The sequence below is a fragment of the Aerococcaceae bacterium zg-252 genome, assembly GCA_016237705.1.
Taxonomy (GTDB): Bacteria; Bacillota; Bacilli; order Lactobacillales; family Aerococcaceae; genus Globicatella; species Globicatella yangjingiae.
In genome coordinates this window covers 1,221,234-1,247,659 of sequence record CP066204.1, presented here as the reverse complement: position 1 = coordinate 1,247,659, position 26,426 = coordinate 1,221,234, and the positions used below count along the sequence as shown (strand labels likewise).

The following is a 26,426-nucleotide window of genomic DNA, read 5'->3' as shown; positions in this document are numbered from 1 at the left end:
CATTAAGCTTAGGCAATAGATACACAATAGGATGAATGGAGGATTTATATGGCAATCTATATCAATATTTATTACACTGGACAAAATGGTTCAGCAAGACAATTTGCTCAAGAAATGCTTGAATCAGGCATTGTTGATACGATTCGTAGTAAATCAGGAAATTTAGGTTATCAATATTTTTCATCTATTGAAAATCCTGAAACAATTCTTTTAGTGGACGCATGGGAAAATCAGCAGGCATTAGATATACATCATCAATCAGAGACGATGCAACAAATTATCAACTTGCGTGATAAGTATGATGTGAAAATGGTCGTAGAGCGTTTTGTCCGAGATAATCAAACTGACTATGCTGACCGTCAATTTATTAGAGAATAAAGGTAAAAGTGACTTGTTTTATCTGAAATACTATTTGAAACTATCAATCTTTTTTTGATATGATATAACAGTTAGAGTAAATAAAAGAGGTGAATTAATGTCAAAAAAGCAGACGACACCCATTCAATATAATGATGATGCCATTCAAATTTTGGAGGGCCTCGATGCAGTTCGCAAGCGTCCTGGTATGTATATCGGTTCGACCGACCAACGTGGGTTACATCATTTAATTTATGAAATTGTCGACAATTCCGTTGATGAGGCTTTATCAGGTTTTGCAGATTATATTTCAGTAACGATTGAAACAGACGGCAGTGTGCGTGTTCAAGATAATGGTCGTGGAATGCCCGTTGGGCAACATGCGACCGGAGTACCGACAATTCAAGTTATTTTTACAGTTTTACATGCTGGTGGTAAATTCGGTCAAGGTGGTTATAAATCATCGGGTGGTTTACATGGGGTTGGTGCTAGCGTGGTAAATGCCTTATCGAGTTGGTTGACAGTTGACGTTGAACGTGAGGGTAGCCACTATGATATGCGTTTTGAAGACGGTGGTAAGCCTGTTACCAAATTGAAGAAAAGTAAAGCAGCCACAAAAACAGGTCATGGTACGACAGTGCATTTTATGCCGGATAAAACTATTTTTGGTAATGCACAAATTAATTCCGAAGTGATTGCTGACCGTTTACGAGAGTCTGCCTTTTTATTAAAAGGATTGACGATTGAAATTACAGATAAGCGACAAGACTATCATGAAGTCTTTCATTATGAACGTGGGTTAGAAGATTTCATTCAATACTTAAATGAAGAAAAAGATTTACTAGGCGATACGTTTAGTTTTTCAGCTACTAGTGAAGAGTTTGAAATTGATTTTGCGATGCAATACAATGACGGCTATTCTGAAACGATTTTATCATTCGCAAACAATGTGCGAACAGCGTCAGGTGGAACGCATGAAGTGGGAATGAAAACTGGTATTACAAAAGCGTTCAATGAATATGGACGACGTGTTGGCCTTATCAAAGAAAAAGACAAAAACTTGGAGGGTAGCGATGTTCGTGAGGGTTTAACAGCCGTTATTTCATTGCGTATCCCAGAGCAGTATTTACAATTTGAGGGGCAAACGAAAGAAAAATTAGGAACTCCTAAAGCACGTGCCCTAGTCGAGAATTTAGTGGTTGAACGTTTAGCGTCCTTTTTAAATGAAAATGGGAATTTCAGTCAAATGATTTTGCGTAAGGCAATTCGTGCCAGAGAAACACGTGAATTAGCTCGTAAAGCTCGTGATGCTGCTAGAAGTGGTTCAAAAAAATCAGCGCAAGAAAAGCTGATTTCTGGTAAATTAACCAAAGCACAATCCAAAGACGCTAGCAAAAATGAACTATACTTAGTGGAGGGTGACTCTGCCGGTGGTTCAGCAAAATTAGGTCGTGACCGTCAATACCAAGCGATTTTGCCATTGCGTGGTAAAGTTATCAACACCGAAAAAGCGTCAATGCAAGATATTATGAAGAATGAAGAAATCAATACGATGATTTATACGATTGGTGCTGGTGTTGGGGCTGATTTTGATATTGAGTCAGTCAATTACGATAAAGTTATTATCATGACTGATGCCGATACTGACGGAGCACATATTCAAGTATTATTATTAACCTTTTTCTATCGTTATATGAAACCTTTATTAGAGGCAGGGAAAGTCTACTTAGCAATGCCACCATTGTTTAAAGTGTCTCGTGGTTCGGGTAAAAAGCAAGTGATTGAATATGCATGGACTGATGAAGAACTTGATGCAGCGATTAAAAAAGTCGGAAAAGGCTATATGTTGCAACGTTATAAAGGTTTAGGTGAGATGAACGCTGATCAATTATGGGAAACAACGATGAATCCAGAAACACGAATATTGATTCGTGTGACGATTGATGATGCTGCACAAGTAGAGCGTCGTGTAACGACTTTAATGGGAAATAAAGTTGAGCCACGACGAAAATGGATTGAAAAGAATGTTCAATTTACACTGGAAACGGAAGATACCTTATTGAATGAACATCATGGTTCAGCAAATGAAGAACATGAAAAAATCGTTTCTCAGCAAATTCAAGTAAACGAAGAAGATACAATGGAGCAAATGGAATTATTTTAAGGGTCGATAAGTAGCGAATATGGTATATAATATTGACGCTAATATCTGTCTTGATAAAAGAAATGAAGTAAGGAGAGTAACATGGTTCAAGAAAATATTCAAGAACTTAATTTTGCCAACGTCATTGGAGACCGTTTCGGACGTTACTCCAAGTATATTATTCAAGACCGTGCCTTGCCAGATATTCGTGACGGATTAAAACCGGTGCAACGCCGTATTTTGTATGCGATGTATATGGATCGTAATACGGCTGCCAATCCTTATCGTAAGTCAGCGAAAACGGTAGGGAATGTTATCGGTAATTATCACCCACATGGTGATTCATCGGTTTATGAAGCAATGGTACGGATGAGCCAGGATTGGAAATTACGTGAAACATTAATTGATATGCATGGTAATAACGGAAGTATGGACGGAGACCCAGCAGCAGCGATGCGTTATACTGAGGCACGTTTATCGCCGATTGCTGATGAATTATTACGTGATATTCAACATCAGACGGTTGATTATTTATTAAACTTCGATGATACATTGGAAGAACCGACAGTGTTACCGGCACGAATTCCAAATTTGTTGGTCAATGGGGCGACAGGGATTTCGGCTGGATATGCAACGGAAATTCCACCGCATAATTTAGCAGAAGTCATCGATGCTTTAGTGTATATGCTAAGTCATAAACGCTATCAATTATCGGATATTTTACAATTTGTTCAGGCACCTGATTTTCCAACTGGTGCGATTATTCAAGGTGCTGACCAAATTCGTAAAGCCTATGAAACAGGGCAAGGTAAAATTATTGTGCGTTCAGTAACCGAAATTGAGCAATTGAAAGGGAACAAGCAACAAATAGTTATCCATGAATTGCCTTACGAAGTCAATAAAGCGAAGTTAATTCAGCGTTTGGACGATATTCGTATTCAACGTAAAATTGAGGGGATTGCTGATGTTCGTGATGAGAGTGACCGAAATGGTGTGCGTGTCGTCATCGAACTAAAACGTGAAGTCAATGCTGAGGGTATTTTACAGTATTTATTAAAGAATACTGATTTACAAGTGAACTATCATTTTAATATGGTGGCGATTCATGAACGTCGTCCAATGGTTGTTGGCTTAATGCAAATGCTTGAAGCATACTTAGCTCATCAAAAAGAAGTATTAACGAAGCGTACAGAGCATATGTTAGCAGCCGATAAGAAACGTCTGCATATTGTGGACGGTTTGATTCGTGTTGTTTCGATTTTAGATGAAGTAATTGCACTGATTCGTGCTAGTGAAAATAAAGCTGATGCCAAACGTAATTTGGAGCGTGAATTTGAATTTTCACCGGAGCAGTCAGAGTCGATTGTGAACTTGCAATTGTATCGCTTAACGAATACAGATATTGAAGCCTTGCAAAATGAAAAACTTGAGTTGAATGAACGTATTTTAATGTATCAAAATATTTTGAACAATGAAGAAACATTGAAAAAAGTATTAGCAAATGAGTTAAAAGATATTAAGAAACGTTATCAGACACCACGTCGCACACGTGTTCAAGCTGAAGTGGAAGAGATTACGGTGGAAACAAGTATTTTAATTCCAGATGAACAAGTGTATGTTTCGGTGACGAAAGAGGGTTACATCAAGCGGACGAGTGTTCGTTCCTTTACAGCATCAGACGCACAAGATTTAGGTAGTCGTGAATTGGATTATCCAATCTTTGTTCAAGAGATGAGTACGCATGATGCGATTGTATTAGTGACGAATAAGGGGAATTACATTCATTTACCAGTGCATGAATTACCGGATATTCGTTGGAAAGATATGGGAATGCACCTATCCACTAATTATCGCTTAGAAGACGGCGAGCAATTAATTGCAGCCTTTAAGTCCGTTATGGACGCATCTACCTTATCAGGTGACGATAATCCTACTTTAGTAATGACGACACGTAAAGGTATGATTAAACAGACAACATTAGATCAATTTACAACGTATCGTAGTTATAAAACGAAAACGGCAACTGCGATGAAATTGAAAGATGACCAAGATGCTGTCATTACAGTTGCTAAGGCAAAACCAGATGTGACTTATGAAGTGATTGTGATTACTGAACGTAGTTATGGTGTTCGTTATGATTTAAGTGGAGTACCAGTTAGTGGTATGAAAGCACAAGGTGTTGTAGCGATTAAATTAAAAGATGACGATAAAGTAGTGGCGTCCTTGCTGATTGATACAGCGATTGAGCGTCCACAATTATTAGCTTTGACGCAAAGAGCACATTTAAAACGTTTTGATGTAGAAGTCGTTGCGAAAGTATCAAATCGTAGCAGTCGTGGACATTTATTACTGAAAGAATTAAAAGCGAATCCACATCGTTTTATCCAAGTCATTGCCTTAACTAAAGGTAATATTCCGATTGTAGTTTTAGGGGATACTGGCAAAACACTCGAGGTAAAAGCATTTGATACGCCAATCAGTGACCGTTTATCTAATGGGTCATTATTGCATGATGCAGAACTGCTAGGACAAGTGATTAGTCTGTATCCAGCACGTTTGAAAATGTTAGACGAAGAATAAGTATAAAAGTAGTCAGTTATATCATTGGGTGTGACTGGCTACTTTTTGTGTTGACTTGGGTTGCCTTGACGTTTATTTCGAATAGTTCTTGAAGTACTTATGCACTTCTACGACCTCTACTACAGTGGTTCGAGGCAGAGCGTCCTCACTTACACCATGATAAAATGCTAGTTAGTTATGTTATTTTTTGTTATAATATGGATTTGTAAAAGATTTTTGAGTGTAGATAGTTTGTTGTGAATCTACAGAAGTATTTATCAGACTATGCTATGAAAAGGTAGGGGAATAATATGCGTGGTTTATTGCCGATTTGGAAAGAAAAGGGAATGACGAGTCATGATGTCGTGTTTCGTCTTCGTAAAATATTAAAAATGAAAAAAATTGGGCATACTGGCACATTAGACCCCGATGTTGAAGGTGTGTTATTAATTTGCCTAGGTGAAGCAACGAAATTAGTTGAATTATTAATGGACGGACAAAAGGCATATGTCGGTGAAATAACATTGGGCTTTGCGACCGAAACAGAAGATAGTAGTGGAGCAGTAATTCAGTCTACACCAGTATTGTCACCTTTGGGTACAAAATTCATCGATGAAACAATGCAACAGTTTATCGGTGAAATTAAGCAAATCCCCCCTTATTATTCGGCTGTAAAAGTCAATGGCAGAAAACTATACGAATACGCACGTCGTGGTGAAACGGTTGAACGCCCTGTGCGACAAGCAATGATTCATTCTTTTGAACGAATTAATGAGCCGCAATATAATGCTGAAACTAAACTTCAATCATGGCAATTTCGTGTTGTGTGTGGTAAAGGCACTTATGTGCGTACTTTAGCAGTTGATTTAGGTGCTGCATTAGGATATGCTAGCCATATGTCGCAGTTAACTCGTAATGCTACTGGGGGCTTTGACGGTAACATGGCTATCACACTGAGTGAAGTTGAATTAGCAGTGGAAAATCAAACGATTCATCAACATATTTATTCGATTGAACAAGCCTTATCCGCCTTTCCAAAAATTGAGTTGACATCTGAACAATTTGACATCATTAAAAATGGTAGTGTTGTAGCAGCTGACTTTTTTGGTACTACGATAGAAGAACCTGTTGGTTTATTTTATAAGGGGATTGCGAAGGCTATCTATCAACCACATCCAAGTAAGGACGGTTTAATTAAACCATTACGAATGTTTGTCTTATCTGAAAATGAATAAAGAAAGTAGGGATTATGTAGTGGAAATTATTCGATTACAGCACCCATATAATAAAAATCAAATTCCAAATCGTGAAATCGTATTAGCACTCGGCTTTTTTGACGGTGTTCATCGTGGGCATCAAGCTGTTATTTTACGAGCAAAAGAAGAAGCTGAAAAACGCAATGTGCCACTGGCAGTGATGACCTTTAATCAGCACCCTAAAATTGTGTATCAAAACTTAAAGCCAGAAGAAGTACAATATTTAACGCTAATTGACCGTAAAATTGAATTGCTTGAAGATTTAGCGATTGATTATTTATATTTGGTAGATTATACCTTGTCATTCGGTACGCAATCGCCACAAGAATTTGTTGACCAGTATATTGTAGGATTGAATGCTGTAGCAGTTGTGGCAGGATTTGATTACACTTATGGAAAAAAAGAGATTGCCAATATGGCAACTTTGCCGGCACATGCTCAAAATCGTTTTGATGTAATTGAAGTGCCAGAACTGACAGTTGATGAGCAAAAAGTCGGCTCAAGTAATATTAAAGAGTTGATTGAATCCAATCAAATTGAACAAGCAAATATTGAACTGGGATATGCGTATCAGACATCAGGTGTTGTCGTCCATGGCGATAAGCGTGGTCGCACAATCGGTTATCCGACTGCCAATGTTCAAATCAATCCACAGGAAGTGCTCCCAAGTGTTGGGGTGTATGTTGTTAAACTATTCGTTGACGGACAGTGGTATCATGGCATGGCATCGATTGGTTATAATATTACCTTTGAAGCGAATCGTAAAAAAACGTGTGAAGTCTATATTTTAGATTTTAATCAAGATATTTATGGGAAAAATGTTAGTGTACAATGGTTATCGTACATTCGTAATGAAATGAAGTTTTCTGGCATTGACGGTTTGATTGCACAATTGGATTCTGATTTAGTGCATACAAAGCAATTTTTTGAACGAAAAGGTGAACAAAATGGAGAGCGTTAAGGCTGCCTATATTCATATTCCCTTTTGCAAGAAAATTTGTCATTATTGTGCATTCAATAAATATTTTTATGACGGACAACCGGTAGGACGTTATTTAACAGGGTTGGAGCAAGAGTTTTCGCTGTACTTAAACGGACGTCAAGAACGATTTGATACGATTTATGTCGGTGGTGGGACACCGAGTTGCTTGAATATAGAAGAATTGACGCAGTTATTGACGAGTATTCAACGTTATTTACCGTATGATGAGCAGACAGAATATACGTTTGAAATCAATCCAGGTGAGTTAACGTTTGAAAAGTGTCAATTGCTAGCCCAATTTGGTGTGAACCGAGTGAGTATGGGGGTTCAATCGTTCAATGACCGTCTATTGCGTAAAATTGGACGCAATCATCGTGAAAAGCATATTTATCAATGTATTGAATGGTTGCGTGAAGCTGGCATTACTAATTTGAGTATTGATTTGATTTTTCGTTTACCGGAGCAAACTATGGAAGATTTTGATGAAAGTTTGACAAAGGCACTGTCCTTAGATTTGCCACATTATTCGCTTTATTCGCTTATTATTGAAAATCAAACATTATTTCAACAATTGCAGCGGCAAGGTAAATTACCATTACCGTCAGAAGATGTGGACGCTGATATGTTTGAGTTAGCGATTCGCCGTTTGCATGAAGCAGGGATTGAACAATATGAAGTCAGCAATTTTGCTCGTCCTGGTTTTGAGTCTCGTCATAATCTCAAGTATTGGCAATATGTACCGTATTATGGTTTTGGTGCTGGGGCACATGGTTTTGTTGACGGAGTTCGCTATTATAATAGTGGCCCAGTTCATCATTATTTGCGAGCGACTGAGGCGAATCAAAAACCACTTGTCAATGAAACGAGCCTATCACTTGAAGACCAAATGGAAGAATATTTGTTTTTAGCATTGCGAACGACAAAAGGATTCTATCTATCTGATTTTGAACAACGATTCAAGAAAGATGCTAATCAATTGTTTGGTGCATTTTTTGCTGAACAAGCGGCAGCTGGTTTGTTAATTTGCGAGAATGACAATGTTCGATTAACAACACGAGGACTATTTTTAGCAGACACCGTATTTCGTGATTTATTAGGAACAATTACAATGGGATGACATAAGTGACATTGGGTGCTTTGTAATGAATTACTAGAGAAATTACCAGAATGCCTATAGTGTGAGCGAGAACGTTCAAGTAAATAAAAGGAGGCGTATAAATGAATAAAAAATTACGTGATATTATTTTTTCGATTTTACTAGTTTTATTAGGTAATTTGATTTTTGCGATTGCCATTAATGCTGTGGTTATTCCAAATCATTTAGGTGAGGGGGGCATAACAGGGTTCTCACTCTTCTGCCTTTACGTTTTTGGTTGGAATAATGCGATTGTGAGTTTCGTTGCCAATGTTATTTTATTAATTATTGGCTGGACGTATCTTGAGAAACGCACGATTATTTATACTTTATTATCAATTGTGGCGATGTCATTGTTTTTACAATACGTCAATATTGGCACGTTTGTGCCAGAAAATACGCTTGTTGCTCCATTGGTAGCAGGATTTTTAATTGGGTTGGGTATCGGTATTGTTATTTTAGGAAATGGAACGACAGCTGGAACGGATATTATTGCCTTAATTATGAATAAATATTTAGGCATTAGCGTATCACGAGCTTTCTTAATTTTAGATATTTTAATTTTGATTCCATTGACTTTTGTTATTGGTTTAGAAAAAGGTGTTTTAACGATTGGAACGCTATTAGTGGCTAGTCAGACACTTTCCTTTATTCTTGAAGGGTTTAATCCTAGAAAAGCAGTGACGATTATTTCCAATAAGCACGAAGAAATTGCGACACGCTTGACGAAGACATTAGATCGTGGTGTTACGATTATGAATGGATATGGTTTTTATACGAAACATGAAAAACACATTATTTATATTGTGATTAATCAACGTCAATTATTGACATTGCAGAAGGTTATCCATGAAATTGACCCTAAAGCATTCGTGACAGTAGCGGATATTCATCAAGTGACAGGTGAAGGATTTACTTACTTCATTGATACTGAAGCTGAAAATCCAGCATTGACTACTACGAGTATTAGTGAACCTTGATACGAAATAAAATTGAAAGACACTCAGTTAGCACTCTGTTTTAAAGAGTGCTAATTTTTTTATCTAAAGTATTGACAAGTGAGATAATCGGGTGTAAGATATAACCATATTAGCACTCAAGTTATTCAAGTGCTAATAAGTGAGGTGAACAAATAAATGAATTTAACACCAAGACAAGAGCAGATTTTACATTTAATCGTAAAATTATACGGTGAAACGGAAGAACCGATTGGCTCACGAACCTTATTGCAAAAAAGTGTTTTAAATGTGAGTCCTGCAACGATTCGAAACGATATGGTGGCATTAGAACAATTGGGCTATTTAATGAAAGCACATAGTTCAAGTGGTAGAATCCCGTCATTTGAAGGGTATCGCTTCTATATTAATCAGCTCATTCAACACTTTAATGAAGAACGTGAATCGAGTCATGCGTTAATTGCACCGATGATGAAAGAACGATTTTATGATATTCATGATTTGGTTAATTATGCGACTGAGCGTTTATCAAAATTAACAGGTTATACAACGGTTGCTTATGTTACTAATGAAAAATTTCGTAGAATGCGTGATTTTAAATTATCAAAAGTGAGCGATACGCAAGTAGTAGCGTCGATAATAACGGATCACAATCGTGTAGAAAGTCAATTGTTTCAGACACCACAGTCGCTTGATGAAGTAGCCATTCGTAAGATTGAAGCAATAATTCAAGATGAGTTGTGTGATTTAACATTGGCAGAAATTTATCCACGTATGCAGTTAACATTGCCACTTAAATTGCAACAAGCAGTGTCGATGCAGTTGAATTTTGCACCACTAATTAAACAAGCATTGGAAACCTATGATTCCAGTGATTATTATGCAGTAGGTAAAAATCATTTGTTTGACATCATCGATACGCAAATGCCAATACAGGCATGGAAAAATTTATTTGATTTAATTGACGGCAATGAAGATTGGTTTAAATTTTTATCCAATACAAAAAATGGCTTAGACGTGATTTTTGATTTTCAATATGCACCGTACCATTATAAGAATTTAAGTATTATAACGGCGAAAATAAAAATCGGTAGTCATCTTGTGAGTTTTGGACTGATTGGTCCAGCAACGATGCCGTATCCAGTAGTGATTCAGCATATGAATCAATTATTAGTAGAATTATCAAGATATTAGCAAATTATGATGAAGGAGGGGTTGTGTTGACTGAAGAAACAAAGGACACAAATGTTCAAAAAGAACCAGTAGAGGAAGTGCAAACAGAGCCGACTGCTACTGAAGAAGTGACAGATATTGAGGCAGAAGATAGTACTCAAGATGAAGTAGAAGTTGATCCAATCGCAGTATTAGAAGCTGAGAAAGAAGCATTAGAAGAACGTGTTTTACGACTTCAAGCTGAAATTGCGAATATGCAACGGATTAATGCTAAGGAGCGTCAAGATGCAGCAAAGTTCCGCTCACAAAAACTTGCTAGCGAATTGTTAGACGTAGTTGATAATCTTGAACGTGCTTTACAAACTGAAACAGTATCTGAAGATGCAGCAGCATTGAAAAAAGGTGTTGAAATGGTGATGACTCAGTTGAAATCAACGTTTGAACGTGAACAAATTGTTGTCATTGATCCAATTGGAGAGGCATTCAATCCGAATTTCCACCAAGCAGTTAGTGTAATGCCGGCTGCTGAAGGGCAAGCAAGCGAAACCGTCTTAACGGTATTACAAAAAGGTTATCAATTACACGAACGAGTGCTAAGACCAGCAATGGTCATCGTCGCAGAGTAAAACATAGTGCGACAATGGGCGGTATGAAATGAACGTCAAGTTAACTCGAGCGAATTAAAATATAAGAATAAAAGACTAAAGGAGATAAATTATTATGGCTAAAATTATTGGTATTGACTTAGGAACTACAAACTCAGCAGTTGCCGTATTAGAAGGTGGCGAAGCAAAAATTATTCCAAACCCAGAGGGTAATCGTACAACACCGTCAGTGGTTGCATTCAAAAATGACGAAATTCAAGTAGGGGAAGTTGCGAAACGTCAAGCTGTAACAAACCCAAATACAATTAGCTCAATTAAACGTTATATGGGTGAGTCACACAAAGAAAAAATGGGTGACAAAGAGTATACACCACAAGAGATTTCTGCAATGATTTTACAATACTTAAAAGGTTTTGCTGAAGATTATTTAGGTGAAAAAGTAGAAAAAGCAGTTATTACAGTACCAGCTTACTTCAACGATGCACAACGTCAAGCAACTAAAGATGCTGGTCGTATCGCTGGTTTGGAAGTTGAACGTATCGTAAACGAACCAACTGCAGCTGCATTAGCGTATGGTTTAGATAAAACAGATGCAGAAGAAAAAGTATTAGTATTCGACTTAGGTGGGGGTACATTTGACGTTTCAATCTTAGAATTAGGTGACGGTGTATTCGATGTATTATCAACAGCGGGTGATAACCATTTAGGTGGGGATGACTTCGACCAAAAAATTATTGATTTCTTAGTAGCTGAATTCAAAAAAGAACATGGTGTTGATTTATCAAAAGATAAAATGGCATTACAACGTTTGAAAGATGCAGCTGAAAAAGCGAAAAAAGATTTATCAGGTGTAACAACAACTCAAATTAGCTTACCATTCATCACTGCATCAGCTGAAGGCCCATTACACATGGAATTAACTTTAACTCGTGCTAAATTCGATGAATTAACACATGATTTAGTTGAGCGTACGAAACAACCTGTTCGTCAAGCATTAAAAGATGCTGGTTTAACACAAAAAGATATTGATGAAGTTATCTTAGTAGGTGGTTCTACACGTATTCCTGCAGTAGTAGAAGCAGTTCGTAAAGAAACTGGTAAAGAACCAAACAAATCAGTAAACCCTGACGAAGTAGTAGCTATGGGTGCAGCAATCCAAGGTGGAGTTATCTCTGGTGATGTAAAAGACATCGTGTTATTAGACGTAACACCATTGTCATTAGGTATCGAAACAATGGGTGGCGTATTTACTAAATTAATCGACCGTAATACAACAATACCTACATCTAAATCACAAGTATTCTCTACGGCAGCTGATAACCAACCAGCAGTAGATGTGCATGTATTACAAGGTGAGCGTCAAATGGCAGCAGACAACAAAACATTAGGACGTTTCCAATTAACTGATATTCCACCAGCACCACGTGGTGTTCCTCAAATCGAAGTAACATTCGATATTGACAAAAATGGTATCGTAAACGTTAGTGCCAAAGATTTAGGTACTCAAAAAGAACAAACTATTACAATTAAATCATCTTCTGGTTTAACAGATGAAGAAATTGAACGTATGGTAAAAGATGCAGAAGCAAATGCTGAAGCGGATAAAGCACGTCGTGAAGAAGCTGATTTACGCAATGAAGTAGACCAATTAATTTTCGCTACTGACAAAACATTGAAAGAATTAGAAGGAAAAGTTTCTGAAGACGAAGTGAAACAAGCAGAAGCTGCTCGTGATGAATTAAAAGCAGCAGTAGAAGCGAATGATTTAGAAGCAATGAAATCTAAACGTGATGCTTTAAATGAAGTTGTTCAAAACTTAACCGTTAAATTATACGAACAAGCAGCTGCAGCTCAACAAGCAGCACAAGGTGCTGATGCTACTGACAATGCTTCAGCAAATAATGACGGTGTTGTTGACGCAGATTTTGAAGAGGTAGACTAATCAGGCATTCAACAAGCATTAATACGATAATGAGGGAGCTGAAAGAAATTCCGGCTCCTATCAATCGTTCATAGTCAAAATTTGTGAAGCAAGGAGGGTGAAAATGGCTAGTAAACGAGATTATTATGAAGTATTAGGTGTCTCTCGTGATGCATCTGATGCTGAAATAAAAAAAGCATACCGTCAACTTTCAAAAAAATATCATCCGGACATTAATAAAGAACCAGGTGCTGATGATAAATTTAAAGAAATTAGCGAAGCATACGAGATGCTAAGTGATAGCCAAAAACGTGCAGCCTACGACCAGTATGGTCATGCAGCCAATGATCCAAACTTTGGTGCTGGTGGTTTCGGAGGTTTCGGTGGCGGCTTTGGTGGTGCTGGAGGTTTCGGTGGCTTTGAAGATATTTTTGAATCATTCTTTGGTGGCGGTGGTGGCGCAAGTCGCCGTCCAAATGCACCACAACGCGGAAATGATTTACAATATCGTGTGACATTAACCTTTGAAGAGGCAATTTTTGGTAAGGAAGCGACGATTACTTATAAACGTCAGGAAGAATGTCATACTTGTCATGGGTCAGGTGCAAAAGAAGGCACTGAGCCAGTGAAATGCTCACGCTGTCACGGAACAGGTGCAGTGCAAGTAGAGCGTAATACACCATTTGGTCGTGTCATGACACAATCTGTATGTGATGTATGTCAAGGTACAGGTAAAGAAATTAAAGAAAAATGTACAACTTGTCATGGTCATGGTACTGAAAATCAAGAGCATTCTGTTAAAATTAATGTGCCTGCTGGTGTCGAAGATGATCAACAAATGCGTTTATCTGGACAAGGTGAAGCTGGTAAAAATGGTGGTCCTTATGGTGATTTATATGTCATCTTTAGAGTGCAACCGAGCGATAAGTTTAAGCGTCAAGGAACAGAGATTTTCTATGAATTGCCGATTAGTTTTGCACAAGCAGCTTTAGGCGATGAAATTAAAGTGCCAACGGTACATGGTAATGTGAAGTTAAAAGTACCTGCTGGTACACAAACGGATACGACTTTCCGATTACGTGGCAAGGGTGCTCCAAGTTTGCGTGGTGTTGGACATGGTGACCAACACGTGACGGTAAAAGTAGTGACACCGACTAAATTATCAGAAAAAGAACGGACCTTATTTAAAGAATTAGCCAAAGAAAGTGGCGAATCTGTTAAAGGACACGAGGGTGGCTTTTTCGATAAAATGAAAGATATGTTTGACGGAAAATAATAGTACGAGCAAGAATAGAGAGCTTTAACAAGAATTACTTGTTAAGGCTTTTTGTTTACCTTAAATTCTTCAACTAATACATTATTGTAAAATAAATAATAGTTGAATATAATTGAAGCAGTAATCAATATAGAAAACTTAAAACATTGCCATTGATAATTTGAGTTAAGATTTTGAGCATTGGATATTAGTCTATAATTAGATTTAGGAATAATAGGAAAGTTATACGGATTTAATAATAAGGAGATGACAGAAGATATATGGCAAGATACAAAATTGGCTCAAGCGACGAAACTTGGGATTTTAATGAGGCATATTTAGCAGCCAATGACGGTGATATTCTAGAATTTGATAATGGTTATAGCTATACTATCACTGAAGAAAATACATTTATCATTGATAAAAGTTTGACTTTTGTAGGAGAATATACTACGAATGAAAATGGTGGCAGAACATTTACAAATACTCTAAGAGGACATTTTGTTATCAAAAATGGTGCTAATGTGACTTTTCAAAATATGTGGTTTTATCCTAGTGGGGATCGAGAGATATTCAAAGTTTATGAAGAATCTGTCTTAAATCTCTGCACAGTGGTAATACAAAATGATAGAAAAGATTATTCGAAGTTTGTAATTTTCTATAGTGAAAAATCTACTTTGAATTTAAATGATTTTGAAGTGAAATATTCAGAAAGAGGTGAAGTAATCAATGTAGTTAATGAATCTGTACTTAATGTTTCTGATTCTCGAAATCTGTGGTGTGCAATTTTTATCGAACATTCTAAAGCTGAAATAGATAATTGTAATATTTCTACCCATAAAAACAATGTAATAAATGTAGAAAATAATTCTGAGATTGCGATTCGAAATTCTACAATTATAAGTACCACTCCGAATGAAAAAAATTGGCCTGCTGTTATTATTGATAATTCTACTTTCACAACGGAAAACTGTATTATTAAACAGGAAAATTATGATGCTGCTGTATGTGTTATCAATAAGTCTGTTCTACAAAGTTCAAATGACATATTTTACTCATTTAAGCTGAAAGATACAGTTGCGTATTTAAACGGGACAACTGTTGAATATGGTATTTTTGCATATGAAAACTCTCATATCATTAGCCAAGAAGGCATTGTTATTAAAGGAAAATGGGATGAAACAATTGACTTATTATTATCGGAAGACACATCATTAATTGCGAATCAGTTGGAAATTAATCGAGTGTGTAATCCTAATATTCGCATAGAAGAACAGTCTATCGCCTATGTTCATTCCTTACAGTTCCCTGGTGGGAATGTGGAAGACATAGTGATTGAAAAATCTGACACTAGCCATTTTCATACAGGAGTTGTGAATAAAAACTCTAGTGCTGCCACATCTGTTACTGAAGTAGAAAAGTCCGAAGAAATAGATGCCATGGAAGAATTATCTAATCTAGTTGGTTTACATCAAGTAAAACAATCGATTGAAGTCATGGTCAATCAAGTAGCTGCCAATCGTAAACGTATTGAAAAAGGATTAAAATCACTTCAACAAAATTTAAATGCTGTTTTTGTCGGTAATCCGGGAACAGGAAAAACAACAGTTGCACGATTATTAGGAAAAGTTTTGTTTCAATATGGTGTTCTATCGGGAGAAGAATTTAAGTTTATAGAAGTTACGGAAGCAGATCTTATTTCTAATCACATTGGTGAAACAGCGATTCAAACTAAAGAATTTTTAGAGCAGGCTCGAGGTGGCATTCTTTTTATCGATGAAGCGTATACTCTAAATAAAAAAGAAAGTTCTGTTAACTTTGGCCAAGAGGCAATTGATACCATTATGAAATATATGGAAGATTATCGTGATGAAATTATGGTTATATTTGCGGGATACACAAAAGAAATGGATCAATTCTTAAAGACAAATCCCGGATTAGTTTCTCGCGTACCTAATCGATTTGTATTTGAAGACTACACTGCAGAAGAAATTATTCAATTAGGAGAACTCTTACTAGAGAAAGATCAATTTATCTTAGAAGACAATTCATATTATGCTAAAAAAGTAACTAAGGCTTACAATCAATCTTTAGATCGCTCTAATGGCCGCTGGATTCGAAACTTTAATGAATCATTAATAAAAGAACAGTTAAATCGTATTGTGAAGACAAATAGTGACGATGTCGAAACGATTCTTAATTTAGATATTGACGTAGTTATTTCTAAGAATCACCCCGAAAATATAGCTCATTCAGAAGATGCATTTGAACAACTAAATACCTTGATTGGTATTCAAAAAGTTAAGCGTCAAGTGCAAGAATTTATCTACCAAGTAGAAGCTAATCGGAAAAAAGAAGAATTGGGAATGAAAGTAGAAGACTTCACACTGCATTCTTTATTCTTAGGGAATCCTGGAACAGGAAAAACGACTGTTGCTCGAATAATTGGTAAGGTTCTTTATCAAAAAGGCATTATTGCAACGAATAAGTTTATTGAAGCATCACGAAGTGATTTTGTTGCTGGATATATTGGACAAACAGCTATCAAAACACGAGAAGTCTTAGAATCAGCTTTAGGTGGCGTGTTATTCATTGATGAGGCTTATACTTTAAATAGTAATAGCGGAAATGATTTTGGAAAAGAAGCAATCGACGAAATTCTGAAATTCATGGAAGATCACCGCCGAGATATCGTAATTATTTTTGCCGGTTATACAAAAGAAATGACAGAGTTTTTACAAATTAACTCTGGACTAACAAGCCGGATTCCAACTACTTTTGATTTTGAAGATTATACACATGAAGAAATTGTACAAATCGGTTTACTAGGATTGACAGAGTATCAAATTGATACAGAATTTTATGCAGCTAGCGTAAAAGCTGCATATGATTCTACAGTTGATCGTAGCAATGGTCGCTGGATTCGCAACTTTAATGAAAAGTTATTAAGAATACAATCAGCTCGTCTAATTCAACAAAATGAGGATAGTTTTGATATCATCACAAATGAAGATATTAAAAATGCAACAGAGAATTAATACAAATGGTTTTCAAAATATATTAAGTGATTTTGTTTTTGTATGATAAAGTGATTCCACGAAATAAAGTATTAAAACTAGACTGGAATTCGGTAATATAATCCGAGTTTCAGTTTGATTTCTGCTTTTCCTATATAAGTGGAGATGCTATAATAATCTGAAACAAGATTACATGTTCGGTTTTGTTGATAAATTTATTAGGACGTAAAAAGTTATAAGCTGTTCAAGTCAATAGGTAACAGTTTAAGTGAAAGGTGAACTATGGGGTTAACATTTTATCAATATATACAGAAATTTACAGATTATGATGCAAATGATCCGATGAGCCGGTTAGCGAATGCGATTCATCAAGACCATGCGTTTCCAAAACATACAACTGATTTTGACAAAATATCCGATTATTTAGAGTCAAGCAGTCATTATACGAAATTAGTGAGTATTTTTGATGAGGCTTGGTCGAAATATCAATGGGATATGGATTAAGTTGAATAATGTTCAAGGCGAGAATAAGTGAGTTCTCGCTTTTTGTTTTGACAGTCTTAGCTAAGTTTGTACGGTTATCCAATGATTTTAAGTTCGCACAATGTTAGTTTATCTACATTATATTGTCAAAAATTCGAACGATGTTTTACTAATGCAGAATATTTTTAATAAAAGGCTTTCCAAAAAGTATCGAAACATGTTAGAATAACAAAAAATGAGAGGGAGATGAAAAATGAATAAGAACTATTATTATTTAGAAATGAAAACACATCATTTATTAGTTCCGTATCTGAACAAAGAACGGCGAGTTCGTATTCTTTTACCGAAAGATTATCATAATGAAGAGGTATCATATCCAGTCGTTTATTTTCATGATGGACAAAATGTCTTTCATAGTAGAGAATCCTTTAGTGGATATTCTTGGAAAGTCGTGCATACAATTAAAAAAAATCCTGATTTACCTAAGATGATTATCGTTGCGATTGATAATGACGATGAGAATCGTATGAATGAATATGCTCCTTGGTGGTTTGAGGGAATGGGCATTTTACAAAGCCGTATTGGTGGTAAAGGTGTCGAATATGCAGAATTTGTCATGAATGTCGTCAAACCTTTTATTGACGCTAACTATCGTACGAAATCGGATAAAGCACATACGGCAATGGTAGGTAGTTCTCTTGGGGGGAATATTACTCAATTTTGTGGGATTCAATATCAAGATAGTATCGGTGGTTTAGGTGTTTTTTCATCGGCTAATTTTTTGAATCAGCAATCGTTTAATCGTTTAATCGAACGAAAACCACTTAATCCTGACCAACGAGTGTTTATCTATGTCGGAACACAAGAGGGCGATGAGACAGATTCGACCTTAATGGCAGGCAATATTAAGCAGGCATACATAGATACTTCGGTATTGTATTATCAACAATTAATTAAAGCGGGCATTCCATTAGAGCATCTGCAATTACGCATTGTTGCCGATGCGTTTCATACGGAAGAAGCATGGGCAAATGAAATGTTAAATTGTTTTCGCTTATTAAGTGAAAAATGGTAAATAACAAATAACAGGAGGTACTGATGCAAGTAGAATTTTTAAGTCATTATAGTGGACATCTTGGTCGTGAGATGTCATTGAATCGTTATGGGCATTCTGGAATGCCGATTGTTGTTTTCCCGTCATCGGGTGGATCGCATTTTGAATATGCAGACTTCGGTATGATTGAAGCGTGTCGATATTGGATTGAAGCAGGGAGAGTACAATTTTTTACCCTTTCAAGTGCTGATGCTGAAACATGGGAAGCAAAAGGAAAGTCGGCACATGATATGGCACGTCGCCATGTTGATTATGAACGTTATGTTATCGAAGAGGCAATTCCTTTTATTAAACATCGTACAGGGTGGTTTGACCCGATGATGACAACTGGTTGTAGTATGGGAGCATACCATGCACTTAATTTTTATTTACAGCACCCCGATGTGTTTCAAAAGGTTGTAGCATTATCTGGTGTGTATAATGCTAGTTTCTTTACAGGTGATTATGGTAATGACCCACTTGTTTATCAAAACTCACCGAGCGACTACATTTGGAATCAACATGATGAGTGGTTTATCAATCATTATCGTAATGGTGATATTATTGTGTGTACTGGTCTAGGAGCATGGGAGCAGGACGGATTGCCGTCATTTTATTCGTTGAAACAAGCATTTGAACAAAAAAATATTCCAGCTTGGTTCGATGAATGGGGGCATGATGTTGCACATGATTGGGTTTGGTGGCGTGAGCAAATGCCGTATTATATGGGACATTTATTTGGTTAGGAGGAAAGTTGTATGAACTATATTGTGATTTCACCTTATTATCCGTATAATTTTCAAAAATTTTCAATTGAGTTAAAAAACAAAGGTATCAATGTATTAGGAATTGGTCAAGAACCTTATGACCAGTTGGGTAGTGAATTGCAAGGAGCATTAACAGAGTATTTCCGTGTTAATAATTTAGAAGATATTGATGAAGTGAAACGTGCAGTTGCTTTTCTTTTTTATAAGCATGGGCCGATTGAACGCATTGAATCACAAAATGAGTATTGGTTAAATATGGATGCTGAATTACGTGAGCAGTTCAATGTACCAGGCGTGAAGCCGTCTGAATTGAATTTTACTAAACGTAAATCAGAAATGAAGAAGAAATTTATCGCAGCTGGTGCACCAGTTGTATCCGGTGAAGTAGTATCAAATAGCGAAGATGTTGAGCGAGTGGTGAAACAATTAGGCTTGCCATTAATCGCTAAGCCTGATATTGGAGTGGGGGCTGCTGCTACTTATGCCTTAAAAACAGCAGAAGATGTTGAAATATTTAAACAAAACTGGGACGGACATACAGATTATTTCTTTGAAGAATTTGTCGATGATGCTCCGATTGTGACATATGACGGTCTATTGGATAAAGAGGGCAATATTGTATTTGAAACAGGTTTTGAATATACCTACACACCAATTGAATTATTATCGCAAACGGTAGATATTTCTTACTATGTAACGAAAGAGATTGACCCTGTATTAAGAAAAATTTCGCAAAAGATTATTAAAGAGATTGGTATGAAAGAACGATTTTTCCATATTGAATTTTTCTGTACAGGTGAGCAAGAATATATTACCATTGAGTATAATAATCGCCCACCTGGTTCATTTTCAATGGATTTATACAGTTTAGCGTATGATACTAATTTATATGCTGACTATGCTGGATTGGTTGCTGGGGAAACGGTGACTCAAAAAGAAGATAAGGTAGCGACTGCAGCGATTACACGTCGTGCAGGTGTACATTATCGTTATGATGAAGCTACTTTATATGAGCGTTTTGGGCAATATATTGTAGCTCGATACGATAATCCAGAAGCCTTTTCAAGTTTACAAGGGCATTGGACATTCATGGTCAAAGGATGTACAGACGATGAATTAACGTCGATTATTCATGACTTTACTGAGCGAGTGAATTAGATAAAATTAAATGTTGACTGTTAACGGAATGCTGCTACTTGTTGGTATTTTGGGGAGTTCAGTCAGCATTTTTTAGTTAAAAAAGAATTAGTCGCAGCTGAAAAAATTTGTAACGGTATCGTCATATAGGCTTGTTATTAGTTTAATGACTTTTTGCTACTTACTGTGGTATGATAATCATAATGAGATTTTTTTATGCGGAAAAGAAGTGGCTAAAAATCTTATTTATAGATGAATAATAATAAGGAGTTTTAACATGAGTGTACATATTAATGCAAATAAAGGTGATATTGCGAAAGTTGTTTTATTTCCAGGAGACCCATTGCGTGCAAAATTTATTGCTGAAACATTTTTAGAAGATGTGGTTCAATATAATACAGTTCGTAATATGTTTGGTTTTACTGGAACGTATAAAGGCGTTCGTATTTCAGTTCAAGGTTCAGGTATGGGAATGCCGTCCGCTATGATTTATGCTGAAGAATTGTATCAGGAATTTGATGTCGACACGATTATTCGTATCGGTTCAGCTGGTGGTATGAAAGAAGAAGTAAAAGTGCGTGATATTGTCTTTGGTATGGGTGCTACAACTGATTCAAGTGCATTACATCATATTTTTGACGGTCAAGTACATTATTCAGCGATTGCGTCATTTGATGTATTAGATACGGCGTATCATATTGCTAAAGAAGTTAATATTGAAGGGATTCATGTAGGTAATATTTTATCGAGCGATCGTTTTTACAATGAAGAAATGGACAAAGCAAAATTAGCTCGCTACGGTGTGTTAGCCGTTGAAATGGAAGCTGCTGGTATCTATGCGGTTGCAGCTAAACATAATCGTCGTGCCTTAGCAATGTGTACGATTAGTGACCATTTATTAACAGGAGAAGAAACAACAGCACAAGAACGTGAACAAACCTTTACACAAATGATGGAAATTGCATTAGAAACTGCTGTTCAATTACAGAAATAAGAAGGGGATAACATGAAAGATATGAAACGTATTTTTGGTACCTTGCTATGTTCAGCAGTGGTATTGTCTTATGCACCGTCATTGTTTGCACAAGAAACGACTACGGAAACAGAACAGACGACTCAACAAAATACGGAGCCTGTCGTTGAATCGCCATTAGAAGATAAGGATATTAAAAAAATTGTTGATGTCTATAATTCGATTATCGATAATTACATTGAAGATATTGATAAAGAACGTTTACTGCAAGGTGCATTAGAGGGAATGGTGTCATCATTAGGCGACCCTTATTCTGAATATTTAGACGCTGAAAAAGCAGATGCTTTTGACGAATCGATTGAGGGGTCATTTTCTGGTATTGGGGTGCAATTTACGCAGCAGAATGGTCAAGTGGTGATTATTAGTGCGATTGCTGATACACCGGCTGAACGAGCCGGTTTGCAACCGAATGATATTATTTTAGAGGCTGGTGGCGAGAAATTATTAGATAAAAATACATCTGAAATCGTCAAATTAATTCGTGGTGAAGTCGGAACAAAAGTTGACTTAAAAATTCAACGTGGTTCGACTACCTTTGATGTAACGGTTGAACGTGCAGAAATTCCAGTTAATTCAGTTACCGGTGAAATGGATAAGAATAATAAAGAGATTGGACATATTAAAATTGCGCAATTTGGCACGACTACGGCTAAAGAATTAGAAGACGCTGTAACAGCATTGCGTAAAGAGGGGGCTAAAGCATTTATTATTGACTTGCGTAATAACCCAGGTGGATTATTAGACCAAGCGATAAAAATGGGAAATATGTTCTTAAAAGACGGACAAAATGTGTTGCAAATGCAAGAACCACATGCTGACCCAGTTCCAATTATTGCGAATACTGTTTTGTATGGTAAATTTAAAATTACAGAGCCTTATGCTGTGCTAATTAATGGTGGTAGTGCCAGTGCCAGTGAAATTTTAGCAGCAGCAATCGGTGAAAATACTGACTACCCATTAATCGGAACGAAAACATTTGGTAAAGGGACTGCCCAAAATATTACAAGTAAAACGGAATTAGGGGAGTTAAAATTAACCGTTGCGAAATGGTTGACGCCAACTGGTGCTTGGATTCATAAAACAGGAATTAATCCGGATATTGAAGTAGCAGCTGAACCATTATCTGAAGCGATTTTGTTAAATTATAAAGAAACGCTGAAAGAGGGCGATTCAAATGATTATGTTAAATCAGCGATTGTCATGTTGCGTGCATTTGGATATGAAATCGAATCTGATTATATTTATGATGAATCAGTAAAAGCAGCTGTTGAAGCCTTTCAAGCTGACCATGAGTTAAAAGTGGACGGTCTGATTACAGGCGATACAGCAACTGCTTTGAATACAGCTTCACGTGAATATTTACAAACACATGATGTGCAGTACGATAAGGCAGTAGAAACTGTCGAGAAAGCACTAGGAAAAAATGAATAGAATTATTAAAGAGTTTATCCATTTACTTTTTTCAGTAACACTAGCCATTGTCATCTTCATGGGTTTAAAAGAATATGTTGTGCAACCATTTCAAGTTGAAGGACATTCCATGGATTTGACTTTAGCTAGCGGAAATCAAATGGTGCTAAATAAAGTAATAAAAGAACAGCGTTTTGATATTATAACCTTTCCGGATCCGACTGGCTTAACGACCAATCACTATGTGAAACGATTAATTGGTTTACCTGGTGATACGATCGAAGTGAAAAATGACCAATTGATTTTAAATGGGATTGCGTTAGAAGAGCCGTATTTGGAGCCTTTGAAGTCGCAAACTGACGGAGTTTTTACAGAAGATTTTTCATTATGGGATACAATCGGCAGTATAACGATTCCGGAAGGGTATTATTTTGTCATGGGAGATAATCGACCACAATCAGGGGATAGCCGTCAATTTGGGTTAGTTCCGATTGACTCGATTCAAGGGATTGCAGAGTGGACTTATTTTCCGATTAAAGCGTTCGGTAGCGTTGAACGCTATCAGTTGAATCATGATGCTACGCAGATTATTAAGAGACGTAAATTCCTAAAGTAAGTTCCACAGTTGGAAAGGCTGACGTTACTTCAGGAAAAAAGGCTATAAATAACGGAATTTAAGGTGGGAAAAGTCTAAAAAAAGTGCTAGAATGCAAGTAGAAATGGATAAAATCAAGGAAATGTTTTAACGAGAAAAAGTATCATTAGGCATGCTAAATAACCTAAATTGCCAATTTCTCATGGTAACATCCACTGTAACGGAACTTAGGTTGGGAAAAAAGATTGAGTATGTAGCCTCATATCTCCTTGTTTTTATCAGTAATAGATATGCCTGTTTTGTAAGGGAAACAGGTTTCTTTTTATATTTAGATTATAACCCTATTTGCTTAAGTAAAGCAATGGATTGTACAACCTCTTCAGAGGGAACACGTGAAATCCCAAGAGCATTAGTTAATGTTTCATCAAAAATAAAGGTAAACATATCATAGGCAGATTTACCATTAAATTTTTCTCGTTTAACGGAATTGATATGAGAGAAGATACAATTTAACTTTTCTTGAGTCCAGTGATCAAATGATGTTGATTTTGGTGCAATATCTCGAAATAAAGTATGATTTTTTTCAATCCTAGCCTTTTGATCAGAACGTCTAGGGTCACAAAAGAATAAAGAGGATTTAGTGTCACCACTACAATCCTGTTCGAGTCTGTCTACCAGTGCAAACTCGCCACCATTATCCGTTAAAATGGTTGGGAAATAGGTACTAAACAGAAAACCACTGTCTAACAAACGACGCTTTAATGCCTCAACTCCATATGTCACCGATAGGGCAGTTTTATTATCAACAAGAATAGCGAACATAAAATTGGAGGCTGAATGTAAAAATGTGACGATGATCTTTCCACCGACTTTTCCTAAAACAGTATCCATTTCAAGCCAGCTATCATAATGATGTTCATTGAGATGATTTTTAAAATCAAGATAGGTACGATTTTCTCTTGATTTTGGATTAATAGGATCTAAAATCGGTTTGGCTTTACGGCGTTTAAATTTAACGACTCGTGGAAATTTCACTGCCGAAACGGTAAGTAATCCTTTTTTGAGATGACGATAGACGGTAGATTTTGAAATGGGTAGGTCATGTGTTTGGATAATGTGATAGAGATGTTGACCATTATGGATGCCATTTGAAATGATGTGATCCATTTCATAAAAGGATTCTTTATTAAGAGCAACATTTTCTCTCGATTCAGAAAGTAATTCTAAGTATTCGTTTTGAGCTCGTTTAGCATAATAGAAATGTTTATCAAAGCCACACTGACGCGACTTTTTAGGGCATGCGTTACAGACAAATGGCGCTTTTAGTAAGTAGGGGCAGGTTATTTTCGTAGGGACACCCTGTTTATCGAAATGTTGAACATCGGATTCTTTAACGAGAAGATGCTTTTTAACTTCTTTAGAAATAGTTGTGGGATCTTTCTTAATTCTTTTAGCGATTTGTTTAAAAGTCATTCCTAAGTCAAGACCATTTTGAATTAAGAGACGTTGATCTTCAGTAAGATGTTTATATTTTTTTGGTTGATGATTTAATTCATTGTTTTTCATAATATTTTTCTGGGCTAATACTCATCTTATTCCCAAGTTAAATTCTACTAAAAAACACTTCCCAAGGTAACGTCCACATCGTCTTTCCACTGTGGAACTTACTTTAGGAATTTACTGATTATTAAGAGATAGGATTTTCTTTGTTGATAATAGAAGAAATGTTCTGTATAATAGAAATAGAAAGAGCCGAGCTGGAACTCGACTCTTGTGTAGAACCGCTTCAGACGGTGGCTACTACTTATAAGGAATTATAAGCCGTTTAACGCCAAAGTTAAGAACGGCTTATTTTTTGTGGTTGTCATTGAAGATTTGATAGCACAAAGCAATCAAACTGATAGCGAAATTGCTAAACAATAAGATTGTTTGTACGACTTCAAAAGGAGCCAACCTATGCTACTCCTTTCTTCCGGATTTCAGTACTTACAATCATAAGCACCACCTCCTTTATGATTGGGGTAGCCACCGTCTTCACTTTTCTACATATCCAGTATATCAAAGATATATAGAATTTCAATGTAATCGTTTTAAATTAGTGGATTTTTTTAGTTGCTAACCAAAAAGATGTTCTGTATAATATAAATAGAAAGAGCCGAGCAGCAACTCGACTCTTGTGTAGAACCGCTTCAGACGGTGGCTACCGACTTATGTTAAACAATAAGCCGTTTAACCTGCCAAAGTTAAGGACGGCTTATTTTTTATGCTTGTCTGTAAATATTTGATAGCACAAAGCAATCAAGTTGATAACAACACTGCTAAACAACAAGATTATTTGTACTGTTTCAAATGTAGCCAAACTGCTACTCCTTTCTTTAAGAATTTCAGTACTTACAATCATAAGCACCACCTCCTTATTGAGATTGGGGTAGCCACCGTCTTCACTTTTCTACGTCTTTAGTATATCAAAGATACATAGAATTTCAATGTAATCGTTTTAATTGCGCGAAAAATTTTTTGTGGAAAAATATAAACTGTAAGCACTCCTA

21 protein-coding genes are annotated in these 26,426 nt (G+C 36.4%); 19 read left to right on the top strand and 2 right to left on the bottom strand.

Features of this window, described 5'->3' with window-relative positions; all coding sequences use genetic code 11:
* The first annotated feature begins 48 nt into the window (after positions 1–48).
* The 19 genes from JDW14_05905 (at position 49) to lepB (ending at position 23,898) form a co-directional block, all read left to right on the top strand.
* The gene (locus JDW14_05905; GenBank protein QQD64871.1) at positions 49–378 is read left to right on the top strand and encodes an antibiotic biosynthesis monooxygenase; all 330 of its coding nucleotides are present in this window, start codon (positions 49–51) and stop codon (positions 376–378) included.
* 97 nt (positions 379–475) lie between these two features.
* Positions 476–2,521 (top strand): DNA topoisomerase IV subunit B, encoded by a 2,046-nt coding sequence (gene parE / locus JDW14_05900; GenBank protein ID QQD64870.1) that lies wholly within the window; start codon positions 476–478, stop codon positions 2,519–2,521.
* A gap of 81 nt (positions 2,522–2,602) precedes the next feature.
* Positions 2,603–5,080, top strand: coding sequence for a DNA topoisomerase IV subunit A (gene parC, locus JDW14_05895; GenBank protein ID QQD64869.1), 2,478 nt, complete (start codon positions 2,603–2,605; stop codon positions 5,078–5,080).
* A gap of 290 nt (positions 5,081–5,370) precedes the next feature.
* Positions 5,371–6,294 (top strand): tRNA pseudouridine(55) synthase TruB, encoded by a 924-nt coding sequence (gene truB / locus JDW14_05890; GenBank protein ID QQD64868.1) that lies wholly within the window; start codon positions 5,371–5,373, stop codon positions 6,292–6,294.
* A gap of 19 nt (positions 6,295–6,313) precedes the next feature.
* Complete coding sequence (gene ribF / locus JDW14_05885; GenBank protein ID QQD64867.1) at positions 6,314–7,276, top strand: riboflavin biosynthesis protein RibF; 963 nt, start codon at positions 6,314–6,316, stop codon at positions 7,274–7,276.
* Entirely contained in the window at positions 7,263–8,414 is a 1,152-nt protein-coding gene (locus tag JDW14_05880) for an oxygen-independent coproporphyrinogen III oxidase (GenBank protein QQD64866.1), read from the top strand. Before ribF ends, JDW14_05880 begins: the two co-directional genes overlap by 14 nt.
* Before the next feature lie 101 nt (positions 8,415–8,515).
* A complete protein-coding gene (locus JDW14_05875; protein ID QQD64865.1) occupies positions 8,516–9,412 on the top strand; it encodes a YitT family protein in 897 nt (298 codons plus the stop codon).
* A gap of 156 nt (positions 9,413–9,568) precedes the next feature.
* A complete protein-coding gene (gene hrcA / locus JDW14_05870) occupies positions 9,569–10,582 on the top strand; it encodes a heat-inducible transcription repressor HrcA (protein QQD64864.1) in 1,014 nt (337 codons plus the stop codon).
* A 26-nt stretch (positions 10,583–10,608) separates the two neighbouring features.
* A complete protein-coding gene (grpE, locus tag JDW14_05865) occupies positions 10,609–11,187 on the top strand; it encodes a nucleotide exchange factor GrpE (GenBank protein QQD64863.1) in 579 nt (192 codons plus the stop codon).
* Positions 11,188–11,281: 94 nt separating this feature from the next.
* Positions 11,282–13,108, top strand: a complete 1,827-nt coding sequence (gene dnaK / locus JDW14_05860) for a molecular chaperone DnaK (protein QQD64862.1) — start codon at positions 11,282–11,284, stop codon at positions 13,106–13,108.
* A 103-nt stretch (positions 13,109–13,211) separates the two neighbouring features.
* Positions 13,212–14,363: a molecular chaperone DnaJ gene (gene dnaJ, locus JDW14_05855; GenBank protein ID QQD64861.1), complete on the top strand. Its 1,152-nt coding sequence runs from the start codon at positions 13,212–13,214 to the stop codon at positions 14,361–14,363.
* A gap of 518 nt (positions 14,364–14,881) precedes the next feature.
* Positions 14,882–17,380, top strand: coding sequence for an AAA family ATPase (locus tag JDW14_05850; GenBank protein ID QQD66512.1), 2,499 nt, complete (start codon positions 14,882–14,884; stop codon positions 17,378–17,380).
* Between the two features lie 261 nt (positions 17,381–17,641).
* Positions 17,642–17,863 (top strand): sterile alpha motif-like domain-containing protein, encoded by a 222-nt coding sequence (locus JDW14_05845; protein ID QQD64860.1) that lies wholly within the window; start codon positions 17,642–17,644, stop codon positions 17,861–17,863.
* Between the two features lie 232 nt (positions 17,864–18,095).
* A complete protein-coding gene (locus tag JDW14_05840; GenBank protein ID QQD64859.1) occupies positions 18,096–18,917 on the top strand; it encodes an alpha/beta hydrolase in 822 nt (273 codons plus the stop codon).
* Between the two features lie 23 nt (positions 18,918–18,940).
* Positions 18,941–19,681 (top strand): esterase family protein, encoded by a 741-nt coding sequence (locus JDW14_05835; protein ID QQD64858.1) that lies wholly within the window; start codon positions 18,941–18,943, stop codon positions 19,679–19,681.
* Between the two features lie 12 nt (positions 19,682–19,693).
* Positions 19,694–20,860, top strand: a complete 1,167-nt coding sequence (locus JDW14_05830) for a carbamoyl phosphate synthase large subunit (protein ID QQD64857.1) — start codon at positions 19,694–19,696, stop codon at positions 20,858–20,860.
* Positions 20,861–21,116: 256 nt separating this feature from the next.
* Positions 21,117–21,833 (top strand): purine-nucleoside phosphorylase, encoded by a 717-nt coding sequence (gene deoD, locus JDW14_05825; GenBank protein QQD64856.1) that lies wholly within the window; start codon positions 21,117–21,119, stop codon positions 21,831–21,833.
* Between the two features lie 12 nt (positions 21,834–21,845).
* Complete coding sequence (locus tag JDW14_05820) at positions 21,846–23,303, top strand: S41 family peptidase (protein QQD64855.1); 1,458 nt, start codon at positions 21,846–21,848, stop codon at positions 23,301–23,303.
* Complete coding sequence (gene lepB, locus JDW14_05815; protein ID QQD64854.1) at positions 23,296–23,898, top strand: signal peptidase I; 603 nt, start codon at positions 23,296–23,298, stop codon at positions 23,896–23,898. Before JDW14_05820 ends, lepB begins: the two co-directional genes overlap by 8 nt.
* 312 nt (positions 23,899–24,210) lie before the next feature.
* Here the strand turns inward: lepB and JDW14_05810 are convergent, their stop codons facing one another.
* Both JDW14_05810 and JDW14_05805 read right to left on the bottom strand, forming a co-directional pair.
* A complete protein-coding gene (locus JDW14_05810) occupies positions 24,211–25,443 on the bottom strand; it encodes an IS30 family transposase (protein QQD64853.1) in 1,233 nt (410 codons plus the stop codon).
* Between the two features lie 688 nt (positions 25,444–26,131).
* Complete coding sequence (locus tag JDW14_05805) at positions 26,132–26,278, bottom strand: putative holin-like toxin (protein ID QQD64852.1); 147 nt, start codon at positions 26,276–26,278, stop codon at positions 26,132–26,134.
* Positions 26,279–26,426 lie beyond the last annotated feature (148 nt).